The sequence below is a fragment of the Levilactobacillus brevis ATCC 14869 = DSM 20054 genome (assembly GCF_001433855.1).
Taxonomy (GTDB): Bacteria; Bacillota; Bacilli; order Lactobacillales; family Lactobacillaceae; genus Levilactobacillus; species Levilactobacillus brevis.
The window spans coordinates 196,821-215,047 of record NZ_AZCP01000001.1 but is presented as its reverse complement, the minus strand read 5'-3'; the positions used below and the strand labels follow the sequence as shown (position 1 = coordinate 215,047).

The following is an 18,227-nucleotide window of genomic DNA, read 5'->3' as shown; positions in this document are numbered from 1 at the left end:
GTTAATCTCCTGCTAGTCAGTATACCGGCAAACGGCCGTCACGTCAAAGATTCGTTGGGGTTCGAGGATTCTTAATCTCGGCCGTTTCCGCGGCTAAGGTAACGTGAATCGTTCGTGCCACCGCTTCGCTGATACCCAACTCCCGGATTTCGGCCATACTAGCCTCACTAATCTTCTTAGTCGAGCCAAATTTTCGCAATAATTTATTCCGAGTTTTAGGTCCAACTCCCGGAATCCGATCTAAGCGTGAACTCAGGGAATGCTTGGTGTGCACTTGCCGATGGAAGCTAATGGCAAACCGATGGACTTCGTCTTGAATCCGCTGAACCAGATAGAAGCCCTGACTTTTAGGGTCCAAATGGACATGGTGGTCATCCGGCCCAAATAAGAGATCGGCCGTCTTATGATGATCATTTTTCACCATCCCAGCGACTGGAATATGCAAATCAAACTCGTCTTCAAGGACTTCTTTAACGGCATTCATCTGGATGTCACCACCATCCATCAAGATTAGATCAGGCATTGGCGCATGTTCTTTAAGCAGTCGCCCGTACCGCCGTCGGATAACCTCTAAAGTGCTAGCCGTTTCGTCAGCATGATCGACCGTTTGTAATTTATACTTGCGGTAAAGTTTTTTATTCGGTTGACCATCGACAAAGACCACCATTGCCGAGACCAAATCAGCTCCTTGGATATGTGAGTGGTCAAACGCCTCGATCTTGTGCCCCGGCGCAATCCCCAACGCATCTGTAATTTCTTTCATCGCGCCGGTTGTCTTACCTTCATCCAACTCCAGTAACCGAAATTTCTCTTCTAAGACCAGCTTGGCGTTCTTCCCAGCCATCTCTAGCAAGTCGCGTTTAGTCCCCCGCTGAGGCGTTCTAACGGGCACCTTTAGCAGCTCTTCGATAACGTCATGGTCGATACTGGCCGGAACTAAAATTTCACGCGGTAAGACTGTATTTTTGCGCTGATAAAATTGGACAATAAAGCTGGCCAGTTCTTCTTCCGCTGAATTGACCACAGGAAAGAGTCGCTTTTCACGTTTCATTAGGCGGGCTTGGCGAATAAAGAATACTTGAATGGATAACCAGCCCTTGTCCAGATAAAAATTAAAAATATCTCGTGGCGTACTGTCATTAGAAATGATCTTTTGCTTTTCAACTGTCGCTTCAATGTAGCGAATCTGGTCACGCAGATCACCAGCACGTTCATAGGCCATATCCACCGCTGCTTTTTCCATGCGTTGCGTTAGATCCTTTTTCGCATGTCCCACGTTGCCATTTAAAAACGACTTAATTTTGCGAATCTGCTGGTCATACTCCGCTTCTGGCACCTCTTTAAAACAGGCACCCAAACACTGCCCCATATGATAATAGAGACACGGTCGGCCTTGATGTCCAGGACACCGACGTAACGGATAAACCTTTTGCAAGAAGTGCATTGTTTCTTCTGCCGCGTAAACATTCGGATATGGTCCAAAATAATAAGCGCCATCTTTCCGAATATCACTCACTAAAAGCAGTTGGGGATCCCGTTCATTAGTAATTTTAATGTAAGGATATCCCGTTCCCCGCTTCAACTTAATGTTAAAGTAAGGTTGATGTTTTTGAATCAACGTAATTTCTAGTAAGAAAGCTTCTTTATCTGTAGACGTAATAATTGTTTCAAAGTCAACAATCTCGCTGACTAGCTGTGCCGTTTTCCCAGTGTGACTACTCTTAAAGTACGACCGCACCCGATTTTTTAGGTTCTTAGCCTTGCCAACATAAATGATTTGACTATTAATATTCTTCATAAGGTAACAGCCGGGAAGGCCCGGCAGTAACGCAAGCTTATGCTCCAAGTATTCTGATGCCAAGGATAATCCCTCCCGTTCAAGCGTGTTAATAAGCTAATAAAGTATATGCCGAATGTTTGTTTGGTGCAAGTGAAATCCCTTTTGACCAACATGAGTCAAAAATGACAAACGCGTCAAATTCTGCTATGATAACGGAAAAGCAAGGAGGTGCCTCAATTTGGCATTAAAAGTTAAACGACAAGATGACCTTGATTCCATGTTTGGCAAATTCGCCCAAATGGACCCTACTGACGTTAAGCGGGATAAGTTCTTAAAGCGTCAAGACGATCACAAGGGTGACAAGAAGGGTAAAGCGTTGATCAAAGACGATCAACTCAAACATGACCAGAAACACGCCAACGATTAAATCAATCGAAAAGGACGACCACAATGGTCGTCCTTTTTTGTTACCGATTTGGTTGGTAACCATGTGGATAACGGGCATTCAGACGTTTAATATTAGCCTGTGCCACTTCGTCAAAATCAATATCAGCCCACTGGGCAATTTGACTCAGGTACCACAACACATCGCCCATTTCTTTCACGATGGCATCGTGGTCGAGATCTTTGCCGTGAAACGTATACTTCTTAACCAAGTCTACCACTTGTCCGGTTTCTCCGGCTAAGCCGAGTGCACAGTTTGTTAAGACCTGTTCGTTGCCATACAAGGTTCGATTAGCGGCTTGTTGATACTCATTAAATTCCATGTTTATTCGCCTCCAAATGCTTGGGCTTCGATCCAGTTCCACACGGCATCCTTACCCATTTTCTTTGGCGCCGAAAACATTACAATATTATCTGTATTAGGCAACTCCAGTGACTTCTTAATTTGGCTAACTGCCTGATTCCACTTTCCGCGAGCAATCTTGTCACTCTTCGTCGCCACAATCAGCGTTGGTAACTCATAATAAGCCAACCAGCGATACATCTGAATGTCATCCTCCGTTGGCGCATGCCGGGCGTCAACTAACGAAATCACACCGCGTAATTGATCGCGTTGAGTCAGGTAGGTTTCGATCATTTGCCCCCACTTTTCTCGTTCTGTTTTGGAGACCTTTGCATAACCATAACCGGGAACATCCACAAAGTAAAGCTGGTCCTCAACGTTATAAAAGTTCAGCGTCTGGGTTTTCCCTGGTTGACTGGACGTCCGGGCATACGAATTACGGTTAATTAACACATTAGTTAATGAGGACTTTCCCACATTCGAACGCCCCACCAACGCAATTTCTGGATACCCCGTTGTTGGGTATTGAGCGGGATCAACCGCGCTCATCACTAATTCTACATGATTGACTTCCATTAGTTCATGCCATCCTCTCCAAAATCTCTTTCATCATTTTAACACAGAACGTGAGCTGACTGGCATGAATCTCTTGGCTTTTTATGTGGGATCATCGAATAAAGCCCGTCTGGCCCTACTTTGCGTGCATCAAAAAAGTGACTAACCTATCAGCTAGTCACTCTCCGTGTAAATGCATTTCTATGATGCCTTTTGATCCTTTAAAACTAATTCTGGTTCAGCGTGTTCCGTCACTGTTTCTGGCGTAATCACGACTTTAGCCACATCAGTACGGCTTGGCAAGTCAAACATGATGTCACGCATCACATCTTCAATGATAGACCGCAATCCCCGGGCCCCAGTATTACGAGCAATTGCTAGCTTTGCCATCTCACGCAGAGCCGCTGGTTGGAATTGTAAGTCGACATTATCCAAGGCCAAAAGCTTTTCATACTGCTTAACCAGTGCATTCTTAGGCTCCGTCAAAATCCGGACCAAATCATTTTCGTCCAATTTTTCAAGTGCCGTCAAAATCGGCAACCGGCCAATGAATTCAGGAATTAACCCAAATTCTAATAGGTCTTCAGGAATAACATGTTGCATCAGACTATCACCGGAAGACAGGACATGCTGTTCCTGACTATCAGCACCAAAGCCAATGGTCTGATCCCCTAAACGACGCTTAACAATGCCTTCGATCCCATCAAACGCACCACCCACGATAAAGAGGATGTTGGTCGTGTCAATTTGGATGAATTCTTGTTGAGGATGCTTTCGTCCACCCTGTGGTGGCACATTAGCAATTGTCCCTTCTAAGATCTTCAATAAGGCCTGTTGGACCCCTTCACCAGAAACATCTCGCGTAATGGAGACATTTTCAGCCTTCTTGGCAATCTTATCAATTTCATCGATGTAGATGATGCCCTTTTCGGCCCGATCAACATCGTAATCGGCATTTTGCAACAACTTCAGCAAAATATTTTCAACGTCTTCACCAACGTAACCGGCTTCCGTTAAGGTCGTCGCATCAGCGATAGCAAAAGGAACGTTAAGAATCTTGGCCAAACTTTGCGCCAAATACGTCTTCCCTGAACCAGTGGGTCCAATCACGGCAATATTACTCTTTTGCAATTCTGGACCATCGTCATCAGTTTCCTGAGCCATTTCGTTAACCCGTTTGTAGTGATTATAGACGGCTACTGACAAGGTCCGCTTAGCCTCTGTTTGACCAATCACGTATTGGTTTAACGTCTTGACAATATCGGCTGGCGTTGGAACTTCCAACGTTTCTTGTGCAGCAGTTTGATTGAATTCTTCATCAATAATCTCTTTGCAAAGGTCAATACATTCATTACAGATGTAAACACCTGGCCCAGCAACGATCTTTTGCACCTGATCCTGTGTCTTGCCACAAAACGAGCAGGTCACTGGTCCTTCTGTTTCGGTGTTTTCAAACAATAAACTTCACCCTTTCTCTTCAAGCGCTTGCTATAATTACAAATTGCTTAGGTCAGTAAACCGGACAAATAAACCCGATCCCCTATCAATCGTGTACTATACCACAGTTATTGACCGGAGAAAATTAATTCGCCTCGCCAATTCCATTTAAGGTCGCAAGAACCCGCAAAATAACAGAAAAACCGGAACAACAGTGCCTGTCGTCCCGGTCATGTCTAACAACAGCGATTATTCGTCGTCTTCGGCATCTTTCTTCTTGTCTTGCTTAGCAGAGTCAGCAATCAAGTCAACCGCGCTCTTAATAGCAATATCGTGCTTCAACATGTCATCGGACAAGGCACTGCGTACAGCACTTTCTTCCATACCATATTGGCTAGCTAAGTCCTTAACTTCAGCAGCAACTTCGTCTTCGCTAGGTTCGATCTTTTCAGCTTCGACAACGGCTTCTAGTACCAAGTTGGTCTTAACCCGCTTTTCAGCACCATCAGTGAATTGCTTACGCAAATCGTCTTCGGTCGTTCCAGTTAATTGGAAGTACATCTTAGGTTCGATACCTTGTTGTTGCATGTTGGCCAGGTATTGGTCCATTTGCCGATCGATGTCATCCTTGAGCATAGCTTCAGGTACTGCAGCAATTTCAGCATTGTCAACAGCTTCGCTGATGGCTTCGTCTTCGATTGCATCATGGGCAGCCGTGACTTTTTGTTCCTTCAAACGATCTTTGGTCTTGGCTTCTAATTCTTCTAAGCTGTCAACATCTTCGTCAACATCCTTAGCGAATTCATCATCCAATTCAGGCAATTGCTTTTCCTTAACTTCGTGGATCGTTACCTTGAAGGTTGCTTCTTTATCACGCAAATCTTCAGCTTGGTAATCAGCTGGGAATGTAACCTTAACGTCAACATCTTCGCCCGCCTTGTGACCAACTAATTGATCTTCAAAGCCAGGGATGAAGGAGTTAGAGCCCAATTCCAATGAGTAGTTATCAGCCTTACCGCCATCAAATTGCTTGCCATCAACGTAACCGTCAAAGTCGATCACAACTGTATCGCCCTTAGCAGCAGCTTCGTCTTCTTTAAGCACTAATTCTGCCTGTTGTTGACGTTGCTTTTCGATTTCAGCATCGATGTCTTTTTGGTAAACCCGCGTGTTTTGCTTAGTAACACTCAAGCCCTTGTATTCGCCCAACTTAACGTCTGGCTTAACCGTTACAACGGCCTTCAATACCCATGGTTGATCCTTGTCCATTGATTCAACATCAACTTGTGGCTGATCAACGGGTTCGATGCCAGCTTCTTTAATCGCAGCATCATAAGCTTCTGGTAACACGATGTTTAAAGCATCTTGGTAGAGTGCTTCTTCACCGTACATTTGGTTAAAGATTTGACGAGGAACACGGCCCTTACGGAAGCCAGGTACCGCTAAGTTCTTCTTTGTCCGTTGGAAAGCTTTGTCTAAGCCTTCCTTAATTTTATCTGGGGCAATTTCAAAGGTTAATTCGCCTTGGTTATTGTCCTTTTTTTCCCACTTTGCAGCCATGATTTTCCCTCCGAAATGAAAGATAATAATCTATTTACAATTCTATCAATTGCATACTTTCTTAGTGTACCTTACCCATCGACAATTGTAAAATGATTTTTGCTGAAAGTCCATGAATGACGCGGATTTATCCTAAAATTCATTTCCACAGAAAACCGCTATCATCAATAACCTTTCGCCACTTAATTTTACGTAAAATAAAAGGGCCGAAAAGTTAGACTTTTCGAACCCTCTCGGTACTAACTAATCGAAATTAGTCGTCAATTTCCGTAACGGTACCGGCACCAACGGTGTGGCCACCTTCACGAACAGTGAACTTCGTACCCTTTTCAATGGCAGCTGGTTGGATCAACTTAACAGTAAATGTTACGTTGTCACCAGGCATAACCATTTCTACGCCTTCTGGCAATTCAATAACACCAGTGATATCAGTGGTGTGGAAGTAGAATTGTGGACGGTAGTTTGAGAAGAATGGCGTATGACGGCCACCTTCTTCTTTGCTCAAGATGTAGACTTCACCCTTGAAGTCTTCATGAGTTTGGATTGAACCTGGTTGTGCAAGCACTTGACCACGAACAACTTGCTCACGGTTAACACCACGAAGCAAAGCACCAACGTTATCCCCGGCTTCACCAAGGTCCAACGTCTTACGGAACATTTCAAGACCAGTAACCGTCGTCTTCAGTACGTCTTCATGTAAACCAACGACTTCAACTTCGTCACCGACTTTAACAGTCCCACGGTCGATACGACCAGAAGCAACAGTCCCACGACCAGTGATCGTGAAGACATCTTCAACTGGCATCAAGAATGGCTTGTCGTTTTCACGTTCTGGAGTTGGGATATAATCATCAACAACATCCATCAAGTGAAGGATAACCTTTTCTTGTTCTTCGTCGCCTTCAAGAGCCTTCAAAGCTGAACCGCGGATAACAGGAATGTCATCACCAGGGTAATCGTATTCAGACAAGAGCTCACGGACTTCCATTTCAACCAAGTCAACCAATTCGTCATCATCAACAAGATCAGTCTTGTTCAAGAAGACAACGATGTAGTCAACACCCACTTGGCGCGCAAGCAAGATGTGTTCACGCGTTTGTGGCATAGGACCATCAGTTGCGGCAACAACCAAGATAGCACCGTCCATTTGAGCGGCACCAGTGATCATGTTCTTGATGTAGTCAGCATGTCCTGGGGCATCGATATGCGCATAGTGACGCTTTTCCGTTTCGTATTCAACGTGGGCAGTGTTGATCGTGATACCACGTTCACGTTCTTCTGGAGCAGCATCGATATCTGCATAATCTTCGGCCTTTGCTAAACCTTTGTCAGCAAGTACCTTAGTGATAGCAGCGGTTAACGTCGTTTTCCCATGGTCAATATGGCCAATAGTACCAATATTTACATGGGGTTTAGTTCTTTCATAATGTTCTTTTTCAGCCATTAATGAAACCCTCCTGTATTTTATCGCAAGCATGACTAACTCTCGAAAACGAAAATTAATCACCCTTTGCGTAAAATTATACTACTTCTTTTCGGAAAGGGAAAGCTGGAACCCTCCCAAAAAAGAATCCTTGACCAGTATATATGCTGCAGAATTATTTGTAAACTAAAAAATCACTCATTTTCAGGTTTTTCGGTATTTTACCCGATTATTCACTTAAAAGGGCACTCAGATACTTGTTCAAACGCGCTTGCCAGTCACGTATCTGTGCCAGTTGCTCATCAGAAACTGTTCCAGGTACCGGTAAGTCTCCCGCCAATTGGACCCACGCTTGCGGGTAGGTGATTACGCGATCGATGAACGGATAGAGCATCATTAACTGTAACGTAACTGTTTGCTGCAAATTAGCAGCCAAGATCGGGTCCTGTTGTCCCAATTGTCCTTGGAGATAAGTCTGAATGGCTGCAGCCGCATGACTGGCATTAACTGGTCTTAAATCCTGGGTCTTCAATGTGTGAACTTGGTCATCCAACCAATGAAGCTTCACGGTAGCCGTTACTCGTAGTCGCAACAACTCCTCCAGTAAAGTTGCTCGCATTAGTGGATGTAGGAATGGATCAACTAGCAAGTACTGAACTCCCTGCATAAACAAATCTAATGGTAATTGACGTGCCTGTTCTAAACGTTGGCGTTGTTCCAGGAAGCTCACATCTCCCAAATGATAGAACTGCTTGGCCACAATCCGCTGCTTTTCTCCTAAGCGTGATTGCGACCGTGTCTCGGCCTGCGTAATTTGAGCCAGTCCACTTTGACGCCAAGGCTTGGCAGCTGGTAACATACAAAATTCACGGGCAAAAATAAACTGCTGGTTTTCTAGGGCCACATCTAACCGCAGTTGAAAATCAGCCTCGTTGTCTAAATAACTACCATCCTGTTCAGCGGCAAGTTGTTCTGCCTTTAAATACTGCTGATCGTGATACAGACTGGCAACCACTTCATGATTAAGCTGTGGGGTCTGCTCGTCCATATATAACCGTTCAAACAAGCTGCTGGCCCATGACCACTGTTGCTTGTCAAAAGCCTGGCGAGCGGCATTTAATGCCTCCTCGCGTGCAGCCGGACTGGAAAACTCTGTCATAGCCAATAGGCCTCCTTAAAGTGATGGCAAAACGGGTCGCTAGCCTAACTGGACTGGCGACCCGTTTTAATTTTATGCGTTATCTGTTGTCGTTCTTTTCGTTGGCCGCCGCTTACGGTTACGACGTGGCTTATGTGCCGGCTTAGCTGCTTGTTCAGCTTTAGCTTTAGGCGCTGACTTAGTAACCGGTTTTTCATTTGTTGCACCAGCACTTGGTTTTTCCTTAGTCGTCCGTCGGTGATGTTGGTTGACTTCCATAATGACCGGTAAAATAACGGGCCGGCGGTGAGTTTGTTCAAACAGGTAATGACTAAGGTGTTCCCGAACATCTTGCTTCAAGTGTCCCCAGTCAAACTCTTTGTTATCCAAATTATTCTGAACTGCCTTACGAATAATTTGTGAGCTTTCCTGCATCAAGTCCTTATTGGCCTTAACATAGACAAACCCACGTGATGTAATCTTAGGATCAGCCACAATTTGTTTCTTCTTACGATCGATTGTCACCACCGCAATAAAGATCCCATCGTCTGCTAAAACCTTACGATCACGTAATACAATATTCCCAATGTCACCAACGCCAATTCCGTCAATCATGGTATCACTCACATCAATACCCTCGCCTAAGCCCATGTCACCCTGAGCATAAGTTAAAACATCACCCTTAGATAAGATAAAGATGTGATCGGCTGGAATGCCTAACTCCATTGCCGCTTCAGCATGGGCATTGAGTAGCCGATATTCACCTTGAATTGGAATTAAGAACTTGGGCTTCATCAAGTTTAACATCAACTGTAAATCTCGTTTATAAGCATGACCTGACGAATTCAATTCATCAGAAATGGCTTTTACTTCGCCACCCGCTCGATAGACCATATCTCGCGTCTGGGCAACCGTCGTATCCATCGCGTGTGATGGCGTTGTCGTGATATACACCAAATCGCCCGCTTGAATGTTAAGGTCCTTTTCCTGCTTATTAGCCATCCGTTGAATGGCTTTGATTGGCTCGCCCATCTTCCCGGTTTGTAGGACAACAATCTCGTTGGGTGCCAAAGCATCCAATTGATCCGTAGTCACCAATAAGTCGGCATCAAACGTTAACTTGCCAAGTTCCATAGCCGTATTCACAATTTTTTCTAAATCTTTACCGGTTAAACAAACCTTGCGCCCCGTCTTAGCGGCCGCGTCAAAGACCTGTTGGATTCGCAGAATGTTTGACGCCACACAAGCCACAATCACACGGCCATCTCGGTAGTGAAATGTTTCTTCAATCGACTCTGCTAAGCTCTGTTCAGAGGCATTCATCGCCGGATTCTCAGCGTTAGCCGAATCGCTCAATAGCGCTAAGACTCCTGCCTGACCAATTGCGCCTAAGCGTGCATAGTCAGTTTGGTATCCCGGCTTGGCCGTTTGATCGAACTTGAAATCACCCGTATAGATGATTTGTCCTTCATCTGTCTTCAAATCAATTCCCAAAGATTCAGGAATTGAATGCGTGGTTGAGAAGAATGAGACCACTACATCGCCAAAATCAATTTCTGTTTTTTCATCAATGACATGGAAATCATCAAACTTTTTAATTTTCGGTTCATCGGCAACGTTAATCTTAGCCAAGGCAATGGTCATTTCTGATCCAAAGACAGGCACATTAAATTCACTCAGAAAATAAGGTAGTGCCCCAATCGCATCCGCATGACCATGCGTTAGGAAAACCGCCACAATGCGGTCCTTATTCTCCCGTAAATACGTCCAGTCTGGAATGACAACATCAATTCCCAACAATTCATTTTCCGGGTACTTCAACCCACAATCAAGAATGTAAATTCCGCCGTTAACATCGACGGCATACATGTTTTTCCCATTTTCGCGAACACCGCCAAACGGGATAATTTTAATCTTTGCACTCATAAGTTCACCTCAAGTATCTTTTATCGTTTCAATTCAATCCTAGCTGATTGCCAGTGTTTTCTGCTGGGCAGACTTGCCCACATTCGTCCATGATTAAACTTCTTTCAGTCTACCATACTTTACAATTTTAGAGAACTATCTGGTTGCGAGGGCAAAGAAAAAAGCCCCTCTCCAAAATGGAAAGGGACTCGGCGCGACGAATTAACGACGCAAGCCTAAGCTCTTGATCAATTCACGGTAACGTTGAACGTCAGTCTTCCGTAAGTAAGCTAATAAGTTACGACGGTGACCGATCTTCTTCATCAACCCACGTTGTGAGTGGAAGTCTTTACGGTGTTCTTGCATATGAACGTTGATTTCGTTGATATCAGCGGTCAAAACAGCCACTTGGACCTCAGTTGAGCCCGTGTCACCTTCGTGACGAGCGTATTGCTTGATGATTTCGTTCTTCTTTGCTTGACTAATAGCCATGGTAAAAGTACCACCTTTCAAATAAGTGCCCCGAACTGAGTAAGCCGGCGGTGGCCGCCTGACGAACTAAGTAAGAGGTTTGTGCTTAGCACAGTTACTTATCATACGAGAATTCGCATTAAATAGCAAGCTTTTTCCCATTACAACCTATCAAGTAAAATTACTTTACATTTAATCGTTCTCAGCTATTGCATTCGGTCGGCGGCTTCTGTATAATAACTTACGTTGAAATTAAGATTTCCGGTACCAGGATATCTCATTCGGAGGTGAAATTTTCATGCCAATTATCAAATCAGCAATCGAACGTGCGAAGACGAACGTGAAGGCTAACGAACGTAACTCTGCTCAATTGAGTACGATGCGGACTGCCGTTAAGCGTTTCGAACAAGCTAAGACCGCTGGCGCCGACAATGCGGAAGAATTATACCGTAAGGCTAGTGCCGCAGTTGACAAGGCTGCTTCAAAGGGCTTAATCAAGCGTAACAAGGCTTCCCGTGACAAGTCACGGATGGCTGCACGTTTGGCTAAGTAATCAATTAATCAAAACGATTAGATGATGAAAAATCAGAAGATTAGCCGCGTGCTAGTCTTTGTACAAATAGGGTTTCCAAGGATTTAAACATCCCTGGGAACCCTATTTGTTTATATTAACACTTCTGATACAGGTGCTAGGATCAGGCTAGATGACCCAACCAGCTATCGTGCGCCCTCCAATGTTTGCGGCCGCTACAACCAAAAATGAGCGGTAAAAATCCGAAGATTCTCACCGCTCACTTTGGCTCTAAATTTCATATGATAGCGTACTGCTTTACATTAACAACCTTTGGCTTACCAAACACTGTGGTGCTTGCCAAGTTGTTTAGGCTTTGATGCTAATCGGTTATAAATTAGTAATCCCCGAACAGCAAAAGCAATTGCCATAATACCCACTAAATAAAACCAAGGATTATTTTTGAAACTAAACACTGGGCTTGCCAATGCCCACATGTTATTCGGAATGAAGCTATTAATTGTCCCTAATAGAATAACAATTGCTAACCCCCGCGAGGCACCCACACGAGTACCACGCTGTTTCCAGTAGTAACCGGGTGCCACCGCCATGACGACATTAGTGAAGATAAACCACTTAAACATCAATGGGTCATGCATAAATATTCTGAACAAGTTAACAACCGTCACCATCAATAAGATCTGAATTATTACCTGACCAAGGGCTTGCCACACGGATACCGGTCCCCAAATCGCTTGCCGTTCCACTGTAATGGCTTTATACAAATTGAATAGTTCAAAGAAATTCCAAACTATTAATGCACCAGAGGCGCCCCAGAATAACCAAAAATTCTGATGTTGCATCGCGGCAATAGCAAAGACCAGCGCTCCCATAGAATCGTGAGCGAAATAGTATGTGTGCATCCATAATGGATATGGTGCGGAGTGTTCTTTAATCACGAGTGCAAAACTATACATATATTCTAAATAGCCGAACAAGAACGTTAACCCTGCAATCGTCAAATTAAAACCGATATGCGGGTTGGCAAAACTAAAAGCGTGCATAAATTGAGCGGCAGTGTAGTCACCCGGATAACTGCTAGATAAATGTGTTAACATAATACTTCCTCCAATGAATCTCACAAAATACCGCCGAATTCAGTCTTTTGAAAAATACCTTTAAACCTGTTGCAACTACCATTACTTATGGTTGAGAGGATTCAGCTTGTGCATCATTATAGGATAGTTTAGGATTAATTTAGCAACGTTTACGGAAAATGTGTGCATTATTATTGGAAATGAGGCTTAAAATTTGGACCGTCGTGTACTTAAAACCAAACAAGCTTTGAGAGTCGCCCTTTTTCAGTTATTGGATACTAAGACCATGACGACTATCACCGTTACTGAACTCTGTCGTGCCGCCCATATCGATCGACGAACCTTCTATATTCACTATGACAACATCACCCAAATCTTTGAAGACTATGAGTTGGAACTCTCACAGCAAGTTCGACAAGCACTTACTGGCAGTTTTCATAACCCTACAATTCTGCTTCACACCTTTGACCACATCTTAATGGCCAACTATGTCGGTCTGCGTTTGCTATGCTTAAACACCACTCACCTCGTATTGATTGATAAACTAAAAACCATGCTCTTTAACACCATGTGTGCCGCTCTAACGCCTCCACCTACCCCGCGACAAGTCATTATCATTCGCCACATCTGTGCTGGCTTGATGGACACCTATGTCTATTGGTTTAAAAACCCAGACCTGCTGACTTATGAGCAACTCAATCAAATCAACCACGAAGTTTTACAATCACACTTGGCTTTACTTTAAGTCTGCACTAGCTAACTGCAAGCCTTGCTATCTCGCTGGGATCTCGTATCAATCTGGATGGCCCCATGATTAGACAAAAAGTTTAATCGTGGGGCCATCCTTTTCCATAACTAACTATACTTTCAAAAAAATTTAACTGATTTTACGCAAAACGAAAGGGATACTCTTGATTACACATCAAAAATATCCCTTAACGGTATAAAAACACTTAACCCTATCTAAGGTAATTAGGCCGCCTTTTCGCGCAATCCGTCAAAAAGCTCACATGCCAAATTGATTTATGCTGCCGTCCCGGCAAACTGGGTCATAAATAATGAAAACAACAATTCAGGATCCATAGTGGTCGATTTCATTTGCTTCTCCACCCGAAACAAGCCCAAATAAGCTCGATTCAAGTCTGTCAATTGGAATCGGCGATGCGTTTGCAGCGCTAATTTAATTCGGTACGGATGTACTTTAAGGATACTGGCTAGTTTGCCTTGGCTATATCCCTGCTTGGCCAAGACTTTGGTTTGAATCAACAATCGAAATTGTCCTTGCAAAATAGCATTAATCTTTAACGGTTCTTCTTTTGCCTGCAATAACTCCCGGTACAAGGTTACCGCCCCTGCCGTATTCTTTGCCAACACACGATTAACCAAATCAAAAACATTTTGGGTCAATGTTTGAGTAACTAACCCAGAGATTGCCGCTTGGGTAATAGTCTTTTCAGGTAATGTATACAACTCCAACTTGGGCAATTCACTCATAATTAGTGTCAAATCAGCATCTGTTCGTTGAATCAAGTCATTTAAAGCCGCTGGTTCCATCGTATACCCATCCTGCTTTAATTGATCCGTCACAAACTGTCGCACATCACGTTCGCTAAATTGGTTAATTTCAACCATAGTTGCCACTTTTTTTAATTGTTTGGTAACTTTCTTGCGGGCATCCAACTTGTCATACGGCGCAAAGAACACCAGCACGGTACTCGGCATCGGTGATTCTAAGTATTTTTGGAGACTATCTATATCATGCTCCACCTTTTGTTTTTTCGTTTCCCCAGTCAAAAACTGGGGATTATCAATACACACTACCCGACGTTCACCGAAAAATGGCGCTGCCATGGCATCATCCAAAGCCACCGCCAGGGGTACCGTATCCATATCATAGCTGGCAAAATTCATCGTTTGTTCTTCCGCTGGGACTTGTTGTTTAAAGCCCCGCTTGAGTCGTCGTTGAAAATAATCCGCTTGTCCTAAAATGACATAAACATTAGATAAGGTCTGTCCCGTTGCCAAAGTCTTTAAAAGTTCATTAATGGTCACTGTTTGACCACTCCTTTTAGTTTAGTTTGCCAGTATCCATGGTCACCGGCGTAAACATAGCGAATCATACCGCTTGTTTGGGTGCTGATAGCTGGAATTTGTGCCTGCCGTAGGGTCGTCAAGGTCTCTTCATGGGGATGACCATACCGACTTTGACGACCAGCCGAAATAATCGCTAACCGTGGCTGAATCTGGGCCACAAAATCCGGTGCGGTTGCCGTCTTACTGCCGTGATGTCCTAATTTTAACACGTCCGTCCGTAAGTGCGCATCCGCCGACAGCATCGCCCGTTCTCCAGCCTGATCCAGATCCCCCATAAACAAGAAATTCAAGCCACCAAAGGATCCCTGAAGGACTGTTGATTGCCCGTTTTCTGCGGGGGCTGCCGTAAATGGATGCCGAACCTGTAGGCGTGGTTGCAGCCCAACCGTGATGGGCACCACAGGCGGTGATTGACGCACGCCCCGTAATAGATGTTGCCAGCCCGCCTCGGTTTCCATCCCAGCTGGGACTAAGATCCGCTCCACTCGAAAGGCTTGTAAAATTGCTGGTAAATCGCCAATATGATCGGCATCATGGTGGGATAAATAAAGGTCATCAATATGACTGATTCCGCGACTCTTCAGATAGTTAATATTGGTCTGGGTGGCGGCATACGTGGGAACTGTTTTGGGCACCCATTTAGGCTGCGCAAAGGACAAATGCCCACCCGTATCAATTAAGGTCACCCGACGATTAAACGGCTCGCGAATTAAAATACTGTCGCCTTGTCCCACATCAAAGTAAGTGACCTCTCCGTGGAGTGGTAAATGAATGACACCAAACGCTAGACCATAGCTAGCCAATAAGCCAAGTAACCAGCGCCGACGCTGAGCAACTGGCTTTGAGAACAGCCACCACGCACTGCCCCACCATAACCAGCAAAATCCCCACCACGGCTTACCAAACAAAATATTCCCTGGCCAACTACCAACAAGCCGTAAACCATGGTCCAACTGTCCTAATAAAAAGGCACACGCGTAACTAAGCCCTGGTAACCAAAGAAGGCTAAGCGTTCCAACGATGGTTATCGGCAAAATAACAACCGGAAACAGCGGGACAATCAACCAGTTGGCCAGTAACGTTAAACCATGCCATTGATAGACACCATTAAGCAGACTAGGTAGCCCGAGTAAGGTTAACCCGATCTGCCGCCACCAATGTGTCTCTTGTGTTAAAAAAATCAGTCCCAGCGACAAGCCATAACTCAGCTGACTTCCCAATTCAAATACTAATCCCGGATTGATCAGTAAACCCACAAATAATGCCCATGACCAGGCCGTTAACGTGTCTACCTGGCTTCCCAGTTTTTTACTAGCCAGTTGGCTACCACGCATCAAACAAGCCCGTAAAACGCCACTATTGCTCCCAGCCAATATAAAATAACCGGGTAAGCTGAGTAACATGAACCACTCCCAATGTTCTCGAGGTATTTTCAGATGCACACATACCCATTCCAATGCTGTTAATAATAGGGCAACGTGTAATCCGGAAATTGCAAACAAGTGCAATAACCCCAACTGCTGCATCCCTTGAAGTTCGTTAGCCGTCTCTACCGCCCGACTCCCCGGAAATAATCCCAATGCATAAATCCGTAGTGCACCGGGCAACTGATCGCAATACTGAATAAGCTGTGCTCGCCGAGCATGCCACCAATCGTTAAACCACTGATACCAGTGACTCACTGCCGGTGTTTTTTGGGTGACTGTCGTTATTTTAAGTGACTTAACAATTCCGCGATGCCGCCAATAAGCTGCCGCATCAAACTGATTAACATTTGTCGCCGGTAGGATTCCTTGCTGTTGTCCGGCCACCTGCCAGATCTGCGGTTGCTGCAGTCGCTGCAACGCATGCAGCTCAACTGCCGATTTGGCATAGCCCCGAACACTCACCCACTCACCGGTTTGAACGTTTTGGGCGACCATATAGTAGGCGGCGCCCCGTAAAACGACTGCGTCGGGCTGGAACCGAAGTGCCAAATTAACCGATTGATTAGCATCGATTGGTAATTGTCGCCGATTAATTTGCTGCTCGCGACCTAACAGATAACCACTAAAGCTCCCCACGACAACCACCGTCATCAGGGCTACTTTCCAATTCCGTAAGGCAAGAATACGCCCCAGTGTTAGGCCTAAAAGACCTAGGCCACCCCAAAAGTGGCCACCAACTATCACGCTTACCGCTACCAACGGTAATACCATAAAGAACGCGTATTTTTGACCCACTAATGGGTTTCAGGTTGGTCAAACGAGAGGTGCGTTAACAACGCCGGATCGACAGTCACTTGATTCAAAGTGATGTTCTTTAGAGCGATTAACTTCTGAGCGTAAGGATCATTATGATAATTACGCATATACGTAATTTTAGTAATCCCCGCTTGTAATAACATCTTTGTGCATTGCAAACATGGAAAATCCGTGACATAAATTTCCGCACCATCAGTTGCTTCACCAAACTTGGCACACTGCAAAACGGCATTCATTTCAGCGTGAATGGTTCGAACACAGTGCCCATCGACTAGGTAACATCCTTCATCTAAGCAGTGATCATCGCCCGATACTGAGCCATTATAGCCGGCAGCAATGATTCGCTTATCACGAACAATTGTTGCACCAACTGACAGACGGTTACACGTGCTTCGTGTCGACATCACCAACGCCTGTAACATAAAGTATTGATCCCAGGGAATTCGTTCTCGTTTCACGTTGATTGCTCCTTTAATTAAGTTATTTTATCAGTATACCACCACCGGCTAAGTGGTGAGCTGATCTTGTAAATTAGCCACCGTTTTTTCGCCAAAACCTGGTACTTGCGCGAGATCCTTAACCGATTGGAAATGGCCATGATCCGTGCGATAATCTACAATCTTCTGCGCCTTTTTTTCACCGATTCCGGTCAACTGTTGGAGTTCGGTTACGGTTGCGGTATTCAAATTGACTACCGCAACTGGTGTCCCTGTCGCCTGACTGCTTGCTGTAGTAGCGGTTGACCCGCTTGGTGCGCTTCCGGCTGTTTCGGGCATCTTTTCCCCTTTCAGTGGGATGTAAACCTGTTGTTGATCCGTCAGGCGCATTGCTAAATTAATCCGTTGTCGATCAGCTCGCGCCACTAGTCCACCCGCCGCCTTTAAGGCATCAGCTATCCGCATGGTTGATGAAAACTGGTATAACCCCGGATGTTTAACTGCGCCTTGAACGTCCACAAATACTCGCTCATCGTGACTACTGGCTACCTGACTACTACTGGCTGTCGGGCTGGCTGCCACTTGACCAGCCTGACTTGTTGCCGACGCTTGCGTTGCACTAGGGACACTTGCTGGAAACGCTGGGTTAGCTACTGGTCGGGTTAGCCACCATCCACCCATTCCTAATATCCCAACGATTACCAGCAGCCCGTACCATCGCTGTCGCTCACTAAGTAGTGACCACCACATTTTGATTTTTTCCACATTCACGCCTCCTTTGGGTTAACT

17 protein-coding genes are annotated in these 18,227 nt (G+C 44.9%); 3 read left to right on the top strand and 14 right to left on the bottom strand.

Features of this window, described 5'->3' with window-relative positions:
• Positions 1-43 precede the first annotated feature (43 nt).
• Positions 44-1,861: an excinuclease ABC subunit UvrC gene (uvrC, locus tag FC61_RS01210; RefSeq protein WP_035464213.1), complete on the bottom strand. Its 1,818-nt coding sequence runs from the start codon at positions 1,859-1,861 to the stop codon at positions 44-46.
• Positions 1,862-2,018: 157 nt separating this feature from the next.
• Here uvrC and FC61_RS01205 point away from each other — a divergent pair, with 157 nt between their 5' ends.
• A complete protein-coding gene (locus FC61_RS01205; RefSeq protein WP_011668055.1) occupies positions 2,019-2,207 on the top strand; it encodes an SPJ_0845 family protein in 189 nt (62 codons plus the stop codon).
• Positions 2,208-2,247: 40 nt separating this feature from the next.
• On the opposite strand, the gene FC61_RS01200 is transcribed toward FC61_RS01205, so the two are convergent.
• The 8 genes from FC61_RS01200 to rpsO all read right to left on the bottom strand — a co-directional run bounded on the left by FC61_RS01200 (position 2,248) and on the right by rpsO (position 11,077).
• Positions 2,248-2,547, bottom strand: a complete 300-nt coding sequence (locus tag FC61_RS01200) for a nucleoside triphosphate pyrophosphohydrolase family protein (protein WP_011668056.1) — start codon at positions 2,545-2,547, stop codon at positions 2,248-2,250.
• Positions 2,548-2,549: 2 nt separating this feature from the next.
• Complete coding sequence (gene yihA / locus FC61_RS01195; protein WP_011668057.1) at positions 2,550-3,143, bottom strand: ribosome biogenesis GTP-binding protein YihA/YsxC; 594 nt, start codon at positions 3,141-3,143, stop codon at positions 2,550-2,552.
• Between the two features lie 180 nt (positions 3,144-3,323).
• Complete coding sequence (gene clpX / locus FC61_RS01190; RefSeq protein WP_011668058.1) at positions 3,324-4,580, bottom strand: ATP-dependent Clp protease ATP-binding subunit ClpX; 1,257 nt, start codon at positions 4,578-4,580, stop codon at positions 3,324-3,326.
• A gap of 228 nt (positions 4,581-4,808) precedes the next feature.
• On the bottom strand, positions 4,809-6,119 hold the full coding sequence (gene tig, locus FC61_RS01185) for a trigger factor (RefSeq protein ID WP_021741134.1): 1,311 nt from the start codon (positions 6,117-6,119) through the stop codon (positions 4,809-4,811).
• A 253-nt stretch (positions 6,120-6,372) separates the two neighbouring features.
• A complete protein-coding gene (tuf, locus tag FC61_RS01180; protein WP_024526778.1) occupies positions 6,373-7,563 on the bottom strand; it encodes an elongation factor Tu in 1,191 nt (396 codons plus the stop codon).
• 208 nt (positions 7,564-7,771) lie between these two features.
• Positions 7,772-8,701: a hypothetical protein gene (locus tag FC61_RS01175; protein ID WP_021741132.1), complete on the bottom strand. Its 930-nt coding sequence runs from the start codon at positions 8,699-8,701 to the stop codon at positions 7,772-7,774.
• Between the two features lie 72 nt (positions 8,702-8,773).
• A complete protein-coding gene (locus tag FC61_RS01170) occupies positions 8,774-10,606 on the bottom strand; it encodes a ribonuclease J (RefSeq protein WP_021741131.1) in 1,833 nt (610 codons plus the stop codon).
• 201 nt (positions 10,607-10,807) lie between these two features.
• Positions 10,808-11,077: a 30S ribosomal protein S15 gene (rpsO, locus tag FC61_RS01165; RefSeq protein WP_011668063.1), complete on the bottom strand. Its 270-nt coding sequence runs from the start codon at positions 11,075-11,077 to the stop codon at positions 10,808-10,810.
• A 277-nt stretch (positions 11,078-11,354) separates the two neighbouring features.
• Here rpsO and rpsT point away from each other — a divergent pair, with 277 nt between their 5' ends.
• Positions 11,355-11,609, top strand: coding sequence for a 30S ribosomal protein S20 (gene rpsT / locus FC61_RS01160; RefSeq protein ID WP_011668064.1), 255 nt, complete (start codon positions 11,355-11,357; stop codon positions 11,607-11,609).
• 296 nt (positions 11,610-11,905) lie between these two features.
• Here rpsT and FC61_RS01155 read toward each other — a convergent pair whose 3' ends face one another.
• Positions 11,906-12,685, bottom strand: a complete 780-nt coding sequence (locus FC61_RS01155) for a hypothetical protein (protein ID WP_052471883.1) — start codon at positions 12,683-12,685, stop codon at positions 11,906-11,908.
• A gap of 193 nt (positions 12,686-12,878) precedes the next feature.
• Here FC61_RS01155 and FC61_RS01150 point away from each other — a divergent pair, with 193 nt between their 5' ends.
• Positions 12,879-13,409, top strand: a complete 531-nt coding sequence (locus tag FC61_RS01150) for a hypothetical protein (RefSeq protein ID WP_021741129.1) — start codon at positions 12,879-12,881, stop codon at positions 13,407-13,409.
• Between the two features lie 278 nt (positions 13,410-13,687).
• Here the strand turns inward: FC61_RS01150 and holA are convergent, their stop codons facing one another.
• From holA to FC61_RS01130, 4 genes are read right to left on the bottom strand one after another with little or no spacing between them, the layout of a single operon-like run.
• Positions 13,688-14,716: a DNA polymerase III subunit delta gene (gene holA, locus FC61_RS01145; RefSeq protein ID WP_021741128.1), complete on the bottom strand. Its 1,029-nt coding sequence runs from the start codon at positions 14,714-14,716 to the stop codon at positions 13,688-13,690.
• Complete coding sequence (locus tag FC61_RS01140; protein WP_235803829.1) at positions 14,713-16,929, bottom strand: DNA internalization-related competence protein ComEC/Rec2; 2,217 nt, start codon at positions 16,927-16,929, stop codon at positions 14,713-14,715. Before FC61_RS01140 ends, holA begins: the two co-directional genes overlap by 4 nt.
• Before the next feature lie 50 nt (positions 16,930-16,979).
• The gene (locus FC61_RS01135; protein ID WP_024526773.1) at positions 16,980-17,459 is read right to left on the bottom strand and encodes a ComE operon protein 2; all 480 of its coding nucleotides are present in this window, start codon (positions 17,457-17,459) and stop codon (positions 16,980-16,982) included.
• A gap of 48 nt (positions 17,460-17,507) precedes the next feature.
• On the bottom strand, positions 17,508-18,203 hold the full coding sequence (locus FC61_RS01130; protein WP_024526772.1) for a helix-hairpin-helix domain-containing protein: 696 nt from the start codon (positions 18,201-18,203) through the stop codon (positions 17,508-17,510).
• Between the last annotated feature and the right edge of the window lie 24 nt (positions 18,204-18,227).

Coding starts and splice junctions, on each gene's coding strand:
- yihA (WP_011668057.1), bottom strand. CDS start 3,143: ATGGAAGTCAATCATGTAGAATTAGTGATGAGCGCGGTTGATCCCGCT.
- FC61_RS01200 (WP_011668056.1), bottom strand. CDS start 2,547: ATGGAATTTAATGAGTATCAACAAGCCGCTAATCGAACCTTGTATGGC.
- tuf (WP_024526778.1), bottom strand. CDS start 7,563: ATGGCTGAAAAAGAACATTATGAAAGAACTAAACCCCATGTAAATATT.
- FC61_RS01155 (WP_052471883.1), bottom strand. CDS start 12,685: ATGTTAACACATTTATCTAGCAGTTATCCGGGTGACTACACTGCCGCT.
- rpsO (WP_011668063.1), bottom strand. CDS start 11,077: ATGGCTATTAGTCAAGCAAAGAAGAACGAAATCATCAAGCAATACGCT.
- FC61_RS01170 (WP_021741131.1), bottom strand. CDS start 10,606: ATGAGTGCAAAGATTAAAATTATCCCGTTTGGCGGTGTTCGCGAAAAT.
- tig (WP_021741134.1), bottom strand. CDS start 6,119: ATGGCTGCAAAGTGGGAAAAAAAGGACAATAACCAAGGCGAATTAACC.
- rpsT (WP_011668064.1), top strand. CDS start 11,355: ATGCCAATTATCAAATCAGCAATCGAACGTGCGAAGACGAACGTGAAG.
- FC61_RS01175 (WP_021741132.1), bottom strand. CDS start 8,701: ATGACAGAGTTTTCCAGTCCGGCTGCACGCGAGGAGGCATTAAATGCC.